This window comes from Streptomyces sp. NPDC007205 (assembly GCF_040634095.1).
Classification (GTDB): Bacteria; Actinomycetota; Actinomycetes; order Streptomycetales; family Streptomycetaceae; genus Streptomyces.
Genome location: NZ_JBEYEW010000075.1, coordinates 1 through 11,339, shown reverse-complemented (window position 1 = coordinate 11,339; position 11,339 = coordinate 1). Strand labels below are relative to the sequence as shown.

The window sequence follows — 11,339 nt, the reverse complement described above, 5'->3', positions numbered from 1 at the left end:
GGACGACCCGGCTTGATGCCCCGCGGCAGCAGCGGCTCAAGACGGGCCCACTGCCCGTTCGTCAGATCCCCACGTCCCACAGGACGTGATCACCACGAACAAGATCAACTTTCGCAACAGACCCTAGCGGGGCAATGCCGTACGAACTAGAGCCGGTCGGTGACAATCCCCGAGGCGCGCCATCCAGGACGTTGCTGTCGAACCGCCCCCCGGAAGGCTCCAGCGCATGGAAATCAGGCCGCCGAATCCATCGCCGCCGGAACACTTCCGCCATAGCCAGTTGACCAGTAAAGGCATGGCGCTCCGCCAACCGGATGAGTAGCACGTCCAATCGGATGACTAGTACGTCAGCCTGACATCGGGCGCGCCCTCATCTATATGCCGGTTCAGGGCATTGGTTAATGACCTTGATGAGGTATCCGTCTCGCTGCCTTGTCAGGCGGTGCTGTGCATACGAGAGGAATTCTTCGACGGCTCGGTCGTCGACGGCGTTTTAGAAGGCGGTCCGGTGTATGACCTGCCGAAGGTTTAATTCTTGATCTGCTAAATATCTTTGCTGGTCAACTGGCTCCAGTGAGGGCGATGTTGGTCCAGCGGGCGCGATGCCTTTCTTTGGTGAATGGTAAGGAGAACAGCGTTGAACGGCACACTACGGTCGCGGGTTGTTTCCCCCTCGCGGGTTCACGCTTTGTACACATTACTGATCCCGCTGGTCTCCGTGACCGTGGTCTCCCTTGCTGCGGTTCCGTCCAGTGCTGCGGATCGAAACGGCCCACGCCCTATGCCCAGGGCTCAGGCTTTCGATGGGGATAAACCTCTTACGTCGGTTAAAGACGTGACAAGTCTTTGCAGTCAAGGGAAAGGGTGTCGTTTCGCAGTTGATGGGGTGCAGGAATATCGGGGAGGAGTTGTTTCGGTGGGCGACTCCTACCTGAACTGCACCAACCATGATGTCTTCGTTACGCGTACCATCTCCTTCGAGCCGTCAGTCACCGACAACATCGGGGGAAACATCTCCGGATCGTCGACCAAGACGGGAAATGTTATGGGCACCTCGCAGATCTCTCATTCAGGGACCGCGACGGGAGACCAAACCGTGACCCAGCAGCACGAGGATTATTCTCCTAGTTTTATGGACCAGATCACGGGAACCACGGATGAAAGTAGAACAGAGGGAAACCTCAGCGGTACCATTTCCGGTTACACCTACGGTAGCCAAACGGCGGAGCGGTCATTCCAGGACTCAGCGGCTCGCAGCTACAGCAGGACTTGGGACAACAGCCTCTCAAGTGAAACCACGATTAATCCGACCGTTCATGCAGGCGATGTGCTCACCGTGGGTTACGTGGGCATGGGACACCGAATTACGGGTACTTTGAAGGCGGTCGGCACCAGCAAGTATGTGAAGAACGTGACAGTCGACGAGCCGTCATTCGCGGAAGCAAGCTCTTTTGTCGCGCAAACTTACACTGCCCCAAGGGGTGCCTGTGTCAACAACCGTCCCACCGGACGGGCTGCCCAGCTCTTCAAGGTGCTGGGTGGAATGAACTCGAAGACGCGAGACGCTGTCCGTGGCCGGAAAGACTGATTGCTTGCCAGGTGGGACGAAACACGCCGGCGAGGGAGGGAAGGGCCCGCGCTGGCGTGATGTGGTGATTGACCAGGGCGCTGACCGGGTGCGTTCGCGCCGGGTCCAGCGCTGCCGGCAGTTTGCAGCTTGCTCTGCTTCGCTCGGAGGCCTCTGGCTCGGCCCCGCTCCACGGACAGTTTGACCAGAGTGTCGCGCACCACGGCGTCGGCGAATTGCCGGTACTCGTCGAGGAAGACCTGGGCTGCACCGACGTGGGACAAGCGCGCCGCCGGCCTCCCCAGGTGCACTGTCCAGCCGCTCGCCGTCGGCGTTCGCGTTCAACAGGATCTGCAGGGCGCCCCGGTGACCGAGTGCTTCCTCGCGACCGCGGTGTAGCACCGGTAGTTGAGGAAGCGATCTGCCGCTGCGGAAGATGCCGCCGAACCGGACGAGCAGCTCGAAGCGTGGTGTGCGCCGCCCGCAGGGGCGGTCTGCCGCTACATCAGCGAGGACGTCGACCTCCTGGCCGCACTCGCACCGACCCTCGATCAGGCAGTCCGGGCTGCTTCGACGAAGGCATACGTCCTGCCCGACGGGACGCTCCGGCCGATCGGCCGGAGCGCAGCCGACCGGCCCCTTCTACTCTGGGACGCACAAGAAGCACGGCATGCACGTGCAGGTCATCGCCGATCCGTTCGGCCGGCTGCTGTGGGCCTCGCCCGCACTCCAGGGGCCGTCCACGACGTTCGCGCGGCCCGCGAACACGGCATCATCAACGCCCTCGACCAGGCCCGACTGCCTTGCTGGGCGGACAAGGGCCCTGGACGTGATCTTGACATGAGGACGGGGTCAGCTCCCGGACGCCGACGAGGTCGTCGAGGCAGGCGTCGGCGGCGAACCGGCCGTCGAGCTGTGCGTCGACCCAGCGGCTGTAGCGCTGCAGCGCGTACACGCCGTCGTGCCGCTCACCGTCGTAGCTGAAGAGCATCCTGCCGGGCACGGTCACCCACTGGGCCGGATACCAGCCCGGCGCTGACCAGCGCCGCGGTGTCGGGCCGGTCCGCGCCGATACCGACCGCCCGCGGTGATGGCCTCCTCGCCGCCCCCAGGCACTACCCCGTGCGCGGTGCACAGAGCCTCTCGAGTCGAGCCGTACGCGATGAGGGGAAGCGAGGACCGTGCTGGGCGATCCAGCCGGTGGGGTCCAGCTCGGCGAGGGCCGCCAGCGGACCGTGAGTGAAGCGGCCGGCCCCGCTGGTCTTGACGATGTTGAGGTTGCCGGAGCCCTCGATGACGCTGAGTGCTCCGGCCGGCGGCACATTGCCCAGGGCGATGTGCACCAGCAACCCCCAGCGGCAGCCATGCCTCGTACACCTCGCGGCGCACGTGGAACCGGGCGAGCCGGCCCGAATCGGTGGAGCCCAGCTCGCGCATGAGTGTGTTCTTCTCCAGAGCCTCGTGCTTCAGGGCGGCGGTCACATCCCGCAGCGTCTGGGCCGTCTCGTTGTGCGGCACGCCGTCCTCGCGCCTCAGGAGCACCAGCCGCTCGGTGAGCTGTGCGGCCGGGTCGGCGAGCGAGGTGACCAGCCGATAGCAGGCGGCCAGCGTGACCAGCGGGCCGGCCGGCTCGGCCAGGCCGTCGCGGGCGATGGCCTTGAGCCGCTCGAGGCAGCACTCTGCTTCGGCGCCGTCGGCCCATTCGCCCTGCCGGATGTGTTCCTGACCGCTCGCCATGACTTCCCTTCATTAGCTCGGTGGCGGCTGTCGCGCAGCTGCGGTTGCGGCTCAGTCCAGCGCGGCCGTGCACCGTGAACCAGGCAGTGGGGAGCCCGCAGCCGGTCGGCACGTGGAGACGGGCGGTGCCATGATGTGAGCGATCGCATTCGGCGAACCCGGTGTATCCGGTGTATGGGGGGACGATGTCTCGGGACCTGGAATTTGGCACGGCGCTTCGAGAATTACGGAGTGCGCAGAAGTCGGCGAAGGGCGTCTCACTCTACTCGCGCCACATCAACCGCCCGGCAGGCCGACTGCTGGCCGCGATGGCCTTCCGGATCGGGTTGACACCCAATCAAGTCACCGTCGTCAGCGCGGCTTTCAGTTTCTTTGCGGTTGCCATGCTCGCGTCTGTCCGGCCATCGTGGCCGCTGGCGTTCAGCGTCTACCTGAGCCTCGCGATTGGTTTCGCTTTCGACTCGGCGGATGGCCAGCTGGCCCGGCTACGAGGGGAGAGCAGTGCGGCGGGAGAATGGCTGGACCATGTCGTGGACTGCGCGAAGATAACCGCGCTGCACACCGCCGTGCTGATCTCGTTCTACCGATCCTTCGACCTGCCGGGCCGGAGTTGGCTGCTGTTGCCGCCGGCTTTCCAGCTGGCCGCATTGCTGATCTTCTTCGGCGGGCTCCTCGCCGACAAGCTCAAGCCCAAGACCGTCAAGGGGGCCACCGCGGCCCCTCTCGCCACGCCCTCCCCCATGCGGAGCGTGGTGTTGCTGCCGGTGGACTACGGCGTGTTCTGCGCGGTCTTCCTGCTGCTGGGGAATGAGCACGCGTTCCTGGTGGGGTATGCGCTGCTGTTCGCCGCGCACGCACTGTTTCTGGCCGCCTTCATGGCGAAGTGGTTCCGGGAGCTGACCGCGATACGCCCGGAGCAAGGGGCGCGCGTGGATTGATGAGCACGTTGAGTGCCTGCCGCAGTTGGGTGCTTGAGGTGTGGACGGTGTAGGGGAAGTAGACGACCTCGACGCCGACCGTGGCGAAGTCGTGCTCCAGTCGGTCGCCCTTGGGCGTGCCGCGCCAGTCGTCGCCCTTGAAAATCACGTTGAACCGGATCTGCTGCCACGTCTCCAGCTTGTCCGGCACGGTCTCCACGAACGCGGCGTCCACGAACCGGACGCTGCGTACGATCTCCAGGCGCTCGGCTAACGGCACTATCGGTGCGCGGCCCTTGGCTAACTGCGTCATCTCGTCGGAGACGACCCCGGCAACCAGGTAGTCGCACCGACTGCGGGCGCTTCTGAGGATATTGAGATGACCGACGTGGAAGAGGTCGTACACCCCCGGCGCGTAGCCCACGATCTGCGGCATGTTAACGGAAAACTCCTCATTCGAGATCTGCTCCGCAGCGCATCGGAACATGTGGAACCTCGAGTGTCCAGAGCAGTGTGACGTTGCTCCCATGGACTTCGACCAGGCTGAGGCGCACATATGATCCGATCCGGAAGAGATGGGAATGTGCCTTGCCGGACCATGCGGATGATGAGGGAAAACCGGGACAGCCTGGGCAGTTTGCGCACCGGCGTGTGCTGCTGGTGTCCACGAACTACGCGCCCGAGCGTGCCGGTATCGGCCCGTATGCCACACAGCTCGCCGAGCATTGGGCTGCCGGCGGCGCCGACGTTCACGTGTGGGCCGGGATGCCGCACTACCCCGCCTGGCGGACAGACCCCGGGTACCGGGGTGTGTGGCGGGCCGTCGAGAAGCGCGGGGGAACGCTGGTGCACCGTCGCAGGCACACCGTTCCATCACGGCAGACCGCCGCGCGCCGCGGCTTGTACGAGGCGTCAATCCTCGTCCACGGGCTGGCAGTCCCGCCGCGTATGCCCCGCCCCCACGTGGTTGTCGCGCAGCTGCCGAGCCTGGCGGGCGGGATCTTAGGGGCGCGTGCCGCCCGCCGGTGGGGCCTGCCGTTCGTGCCGGTAGTACAGGATTTGATGGGAGCGGCTGCCGCCCAGAGCGGCATACGCGGTGGCGGGCGGGTGACTGCCGTGGCGGGATCCGTTGAAGCGCATGTGCTGGGGCGGGCCACGCTCGTGGGTGTCATCCACGAGTCATTCGTGGGCCGGGTTACGGGGATGGGGGTACCGCGCGATAGAATCCGGCTTGTTCCCAATTGGTCGCATGTGGCCCGGCCTACGCGGGCGCGAGCCGAGACACGTGCGCGACTTGGTTGGCAGGAGGACCGCACGGTCGTCCTGCACGCCGGCAACATGGGCCTCAAGCAGGGGCTGGAAGTGCTGGTAGAAGCGGCTCGCCAGGCGCCTGAGGTGCAGGTGGTCCTGATGGGCGAGGGCAATCAGCGAGAGGCGCTGCGGGCACTGGGCGCAGGGCTGTCCAATCTGAGTTTCCTGCCGCCGGCCGAGGAGGCCGACTTCCCCGATGTGCTGGCCGCCGCCGACGTACTGGTCGTGACTCAGCGGGCATCGGTGCTCGATATGAGTGTGCCGTCCAAGCTCACTTCATACTTCGCCGCCGGACGACCGGTCGTGGCATCGGTCGCGGGAGGGGGTGGCACGGCGCACGAGGTCCACAGGTCGCAAGCGGGGATCGTCGTCCCGCCGGAGGACGTCGCCGCCGTGCTGACCGCGGTGCGGAACCTGGCCGACAACCCCGTCGGCGCTGATGAGTTGGGAGCGCGCGGCCCGGCGTACGCCGATGCTCATCTCAGCCGTGAGGCGGGTCTGGCCCGGATGACGGCACTGCTCGACGAGGCACTGGGAATGAAGGAGGTCCGCGCATGACGACCATGGCGGAGCACTTATCGCGTGGGCATGGGGAAGAGGATCCCGACTTACTACGTGACCAGTTCAAACAGCTGCTGCGCTACCGGCTGCTGATTGTCCTTGGCGTGGTGGCGGGGTTGACCGGTGGTGCCTGGGTCGGGCTTGCGGGCGGTGACCGGTACGTGGCGACCAGCGAGGTGACCGTGCGGTCCGCCACCGTTGACCCATTTGGCTCCGGCACCACCGCGCAGGAAAAGCAGGTCAGCATCGGCTCGGAGCGGCAGTCGGCGCTCAGCAACGCCGTCGCCACACTGGCCGCCAAGGACTTGGGCGCGCCGGATCGCGCCGAGGAGCTCCAGTCTGGGCTCCAGGTCACCAATCCGCCGAACACCCTCGTGCTGCACTTCGACTACACCGCTAACGGTCCCGGCACGGCCGCACAGCGCGCCAACGCGTTTGCCAAGGCGTATCTGGAAAGCCGGCAGAAGCGGACCCAGTCCCTGATCGACAACATGGTCGAGGGGTACCTGAAGCAGCTGAAACCGCTCGAGAAGCAGCGGGACGAGCTGGCTAAGAAAATCGCAGTCGAGGGCCGGAGCCAGAGCAGCACGCTGTCCGCGCAGTCCTCGGTGCTCGGCCAGATGTCCCAGCTCAACAACAGGGTCACCCAGCTCAAGGCGCTCGACACCACGCCCGGCTTCGTGGTCCGCACAGCTACCCCACCGACCTCCCCCTCTGGCCCCGGACTGCTCTTGCTCCTCGGACTCGGTTCCGCCGTCGGCATTGGCATCGGGCTGCTCGCCGCCTGGGTGCGGTTGGTCTTCGACCCCACCGCGCGCTCAGAGGCCGACGTCGTGCGTGCCCTGCGTGCTCCGGTCCTCGGCACCTTGCCGCATACCCGTCGCGGCAAGAGTGACGCGAACGATCTGCTTGCCCGGGGGCGGGCGGCCGAGGAATACCGCTCGGTCGCCTTCCGGCTTGCCTATGACCGGCGGTTCGCCGACCGGCGCAGGCTGTTGGTTACAGCCCCGCGCGGAAGCATCAGCACGGCGGCTGCTGCGTCGGTGAATCTCGCGGCGTCGTTCGCCGAAATGGGATACGAGGTGCTCCTTGTGGAGGCCGACTTGCGCTCCCCCGGACTGGCCGCACGGCTGCGCAGAGCCGACGGCATACGGCCCGGCTGCGTCTCACGGATCTCCGCGCGGAAGGACGGCGGCTGGCCTATGGGGGAGCGTATTCCTATGGAGGCGGCGGAATCCGGGACCTTCGGTTTCATCTCCGGCGTCCGGGTACGCAATGTGGCTCGTGCCCTGACCTCCGTACCAGCCACACAACTGATCGCTACAGCTGATGCCCCGAACGCGGTTGTCGTCGTCGTCGCACCGGCCGCGCTGGCATACGCGGACGTGATAGCTCTGGCCGACCGGGTGGACGGCGTCCTTGTTGTCTGTGACCCCCGCAAGGTCCGCCGGGATGAGTTGGCTCGAGTTCACGACCTGGTCACGGGCGCGGGCGCTACAGTTCTGGGCGCGCTCTTGCATTCGGAAGGAACCACGGAAGTCCGCTTCGCCCGCGGCACCAGGGCAAAGCAGCCGACCCGGGCCGCTCCCCGGAAGAACGACGGCACGGCGACTCCCGGAGCACACGGCGGCGGGAGGGACACGCCCAAGGCCAAGGACGACAAGAGTGTCCCCGCTACCACCCCCGCTGCGGACGACAGCCCCACCATCACCCTGGCCCTCAGCCGGAGGGCGGACCGACCTGACCCTGATTTCCCGGTCCGCTCAGCAGGCCCTCGCCCCACCCGCTCGTGACGAACCAGCAGACGGATGGGACGAAGCGCGCCGAAGCTTTCGAAACCGGGGGCGGCAGCGGCGGCCTCGGTACGAGGGTCGCCGTGGCGTGTTCCGTGGCGGATCAGGGAGTCGCGGCGCTGACCAACATCTTGGTGCTGGTGGTAGCCGCCCGGCTGTCCACACCCACTGGGTTCTCCGTATTCTCGCTCGTCTACGCCGTGTTCTCGGTGCTGCTCGGGTTATCGGTCTCCTATGTCGGGCAGGCGCTTGTGCTGGAGCGCGGAGCGTGTTCCGAGGTGCGGGGCGCGTGCCGGGCCGCGCTGGGGTTCACGGCCGCCGCCTCCGCCGGCCTGGGCCTGGCGATGGCCGCGACGCTTGCAACAGTGCCCGGCGGCACCGCCCGTGTGCTCGTCGTACTCGGGCTCGTCCTGCCTGTTGTGCTCACCCAGGACAGCATGCGGTATTCCTTCGCCACACTGCGGTTGCCGCACCACGCGCTGATTGTCGACGTCATACGTCTCGCGGCGGTCCTGCCTGCCCTCGCCATCCAGCCGCACAGCGCGAGCCCCGCTCGCTTGGTGGCAGTATGGGGGCTGTCCGCCCTCCCCGCATTGCTGACAGGGGCCCTACTTCTCGCTCCCCCGCTGCGCGGGTTGCCCACCGACCTACGGCAGCCGCTGCGCCGCGACCACCTCGGGCGCAGATTCGCCCTTGAGTTCGCCGTCGGCAACGCCTTCAGCCAGCTCGCGATCGTCGTGCTCGGGCTGTTCGCAGACCCCTTGGCGGTCGGCGCTCTACGCGGCGCCACGACGCTCTTCGGCCCACTGAATGTGCTATTCAACGCAGCCACCGCCTTCGGGCCGCCGATCCTGTGCCGTTGCAGGACCGTTGCGGGTCAGATCCGGGTGACAGCGACCCTTGCCGCCGTGCTCGCGGGGGTGGTCGCTCTTTGGACTGTGGTGTTGGCGGCGCTGCCCGAGCATGTAGGCCGCAGGCTCCTCGGTGGAACCTGGGCGTCCTCGTCGGAGCTTCTCCCGGCGACCGGCAGCCAGTACGCGGCCATGGCCATCGGCACGTGCGCCCTGCTCACCCTCCGTGTTCTGCGCCCTCGCACCACCCTCTCCCTCCAGATGGTGGTGTCTCCCCTGTCCGTGGCCTTCCTACTCACCGGCTATCCGCTGGGCGGTGTCCTGGGCGCAGCCTGGGGGATGTGCCTTGGCTCCGGACTCAAGGCGTGCGCGGGCTGGGCTCGCATCGCAGGGCTACGACGCGAGATGCGGAAGCCAGCGGACGAGCTCAGTCTGTTGCGTTCGTGAGCCGTGGCCGCTCGCCGAGAGTGGCTGCCTCAAGGCGGAGTTCTGCTAGTAGGCGCACAGAGCGAATGGAGGGCCCCCTGCCCGGGCCACCGGCTCTGCTCCCAGAGGAAAGAGAAGCAACCCCCCGGAGTACAAGCACCTACGGGATGAGAAAGAGATCACTCATTCGGGTCATCAGATCGTCACATGTGGAAGCGGTGTAGATCTTTACCGGTGTGTCTGGTCCTCATAAAGGATCAGCCTACTACCAGTTGAGTGAAGGGTTTGGTATGGAGCAGCGGCAGCGCCGGCGTTGGGCCGGTGGGTTGTCTTTGGGGTTATCTGCGGCGTTATCGGTGTCGATGGGGGTGGCGGGGTTCGCTGGGTTGGTGTCGCCGGCGTTTGCCGATTCGGGGGATGGCAGTGCGACGATTCGTGTGGTGCGGGAGGTGAATGCGAACGGGAAGTGGGATCAGGGGCTGGAGCCGGGCTGGTCCGGGGTGACGGTGGTGCTGACCGATGATGCGGGGCGGTCGGTCACCGGGGTCACGCAGGCGGACGGCACGGTGAAGCTGTCGCCGGGTACGAGCCTGAGCGGTGGCAAGTACCGGGTCGAGGTGAAGAACCCGGATCCGAAGGCGTATTTCCCCGGGGCCGCCTCGCCCCGCACGGAGCTGCTGGACCCGACGGTCCTGTCGTCGAACGTGGAGTTCGTCGACCTGTCTGCGGGGAAGAACGTGGAGGTCACGACCTCTTTCTGGAGTCCTGAGGACTACTGCCAGAAGAACGCCACCTTGGTCACCGCCTGCCAGAACCCCACGATTCCGAAGCCGGCGCCGGATACCAATAAGACGCTGACGTCGTTCCCGTTCAACACGCGTGGCGATGCCACAGTGACCCCCAGCCTTGTCAACGTTCTGGCGAACAATGGGCAGACGGGGACGGTGTGGGGTGTCGGGTACAACAAGGTGACGAAGCAGCTCTTCTCCGCCGCCTATGCCAAGCGGGGGACCAAGTACGGCCCTGGTGGACCCGGTGCGATCTACCGCACCAATCCGGCCACGAAGCAGACCGCGTTGTTCACCCGGGTCCCCAACCCCGGCACTACCGTGCACCAGCCAGGCGTCAGGATGGATGAGGCGTTCGGTCCGGTGGTGGGCAAGGAGTCGCTGGGTGACCTGGATGTCAGCTCGGACGGCAAGGACCTGTACGTCGTCAACCTGCACGACCGCAGGCTCTACCGCTACGACGCCACGCAGGCCACCGCGGCGGCGCCGAAGGCGTCGTATTCCATCCAGGACCCGGGTTGTGCCTCGCCGGGCGACTGGCATCCCTTTGGTCTGGGCATTCAGGACAGCAAGGTCTACGTCGGCGGCGTCTGCTCGGCGGAGTCCACGCACAACAGTGCTGACATGAGGGCGGTCGTGAAGGTCTTCGACCCGGTCACGGGCCAGTTCACCGGGACCGTCATGGACCAGTCGCTGAACTTCCCGCGCGGCGGCCTCGGTACGGTCAGCGCTCCAGGGCATTGCTGGGCTCACGGCCCCAGCGGGTGGTACCCGTGGACTGAGACTCGGCCAGCGACTCAGGACGGCGTGAGCTGCACCAACGATTTCATCCAGAATCCGGAGGCGGAGCTCTCCGACATCAATTTCGAGACCAACGGTGACATGGTCGTCGGCTTCGCTGACCGGTTCACTGACCGGACTGGCTGGCGTCTGCCCGCCACATCCGGCGCCTGGCCCGCGACGACCGCGTTCAATGGCGGTGACATCAACCGGGCATGCCGTGGTGGGAACCACATGTTCGTCCTGGACGGCAACGGCGGCTGCACCAACAACGCCACCCCCGCCAATGATGGTGGCGAGCCCGCAAACGTTAAGGAGTTCTACCCCGGTGACAATTTGGCTACCAACCACCAGGAGATCAGTGAGGGTGGCGTAGCCGTCGACAAGGTGGAGACGCGGATCCCGTTCACCGCGATGGACCCCATCGGCAAGACGGGCAGCGGTGTGCGGTGGGTCGACCGCACCACCGGCACCAGCTCTCCGGACACGGACGGTCTCTACCTGAACGGTGCGTTCGGTAAGTCGCGTGGTATCGGTGACCTGGAAGTGTTGTGTGATCAGGCGCCGTTGCAGATCGGTAACCGGGTGTGGCAGGACACCAACGAGAA

General features: G+C 66.1%; 8 protein-coding genes and 2 pseudogenes. 7 read left to right on the top strand and 3 right to left on the bottom strand.

The window, feature by feature from the left end:
- Nucleotides 1-916: 916 nt before the first annotated feature.
- Together ABZ624_RS40375 and ABZ624_RS40370 are read left to right on the top strand one after the other, a co-directional pair.
- Nucleotides 917-1,588, top strand: coding sequence for a hypothetical protein (locus tag ABZ624_RS40375; protein ID WP_360100183.1), 672 nt, complete (start codon nucleotides 917-919; stop codon nucleotides 1,586-1,588).
- Between the two features lie 477 nt (nucleotides 1,589-2,065).
- Nucleotides 2,066-2,389: pseudogene (locus ABZ624_RS40370) on the top strand (transposase family protein); the annotation flags it as partial.
- Here the strand turns inward: ABZ624_RS40370 and ABZ624_RS40365 are convergent.
- Complete coding sequence (locus tag ABZ624_RS40365) at nucleotides 2,343-2,570, bottom strand: hypothetical protein (protein ID WP_360100192.1); 228 nt, start codon at nucleotides 2,568-2,570, stop codon at nucleotides 2,343-2,345. The pseudogene ABZ624_RS40370 and the gene ABZ624_RS40365 sit on opposite strands and share 47 nt — an antisense overlap.
- 112 nt (nucleotides 2,571-2,682) lie before the next feature.
- Nucleotides 2,683-2,910: a hypothetical protein gene (locus ABZ624_RS40360; protein WP_360100180.1), complete on the bottom strand. Its 228-nt coding sequence runs from the start codon at nucleotides 2,908-2,910 to the stop codon at nucleotides 2,683-2,685.
- Nucleotides 2,911-3,489: 579 nt separating this feature from the next.
- Between ABZ624_RS40360 and ABZ624_RS40355 the strand changes: the two genes are divergently transcribed.
- The gene (locus tag ABZ624_RS40355) at nucleotides 3,490-4,242 is read left to right on the top strand and encodes a CDP-alcohol phosphatidyltransferase family protein (RefSeq protein WP_360100177.1); all 753 of its coding nucleotides are present in this window, start codon (nucleotides 3,490-3,492) and stop codon (nucleotides 4,240-4,242) included.
- On the opposite strand, the gene ABZ624_RS40350 is transcribed toward ABZ624_RS40355, so the two are convergent.
- On the bottom strand, nucleotides 4,178-4,657 hold the full coding sequence (locus ABZ624_RS40350; RefSeq protein WP_360100174.1) for an adenylyltransferase/cytidyltransferase family protein: 480 nt from the start codon (nucleotides 4,655-4,657) through the stop codon (nucleotides 4,178-4,180). The genes ABZ624_RS40355 and ABZ624_RS40350 overlap by 65 nt on opposite strands.
- Before the next feature lie 218 nt (nucleotides 4,658-4,875).
- On the opposite strand from ABZ624_RS40350, the gene ABZ624_RS40345 reads away from it, so the two are divergent.
- The 4 genes and pseudogenes from ABZ624_RS40345 to ABZ624_RS40330 form a co-directional block, all read left to right on the top strand.
- Nucleotides 4,876-6,090, top strand: coding sequence for a glycosyltransferase (locus tag ABZ624_RS40345; RefSeq protein ID WP_360100189.1), 1,215 nt, complete (start codon nucleotides 4,876-4,878; stop codon nucleotides 6,088-6,090).
- Nucleotides 6,087-7,886, top strand: a complete 1,800-nt coding sequence (locus tag ABZ624_RS40340) for a lipopolysaccharide biosynthesis protein (protein WP_360100171.1) — start codon at nucleotides 6,087-6,089, stop codon at nucleotides 7,884-7,886. Before ABZ624_RS40345 ends, ABZ624_RS40340 begins: the two co-directional genes overlap by 4 nt.
- An 83-nt stretch (nucleotides 7,887-7,969) precedes the next feature.
- The gene (locus tag ABZ624_RS40335) at nucleotides 7,970-9,184 is read left to right on the top strand and encodes a hypothetical protein (RefSeq protein ID WP_360100186.1); all 1,215 of its coding nucleotides are present in this window, start codon (nucleotides 7,970-7,972) and stop codon (nucleotides 9,182-9,184) included.
- Nucleotides 9,185-9,453: 269 nt separating this feature from the next.
- A pseudogene (locus ABZ624_RS40330) lies at nucleotides 9,454-11,339 on the top strand (hypothetical protein); the annotation flags it as partial.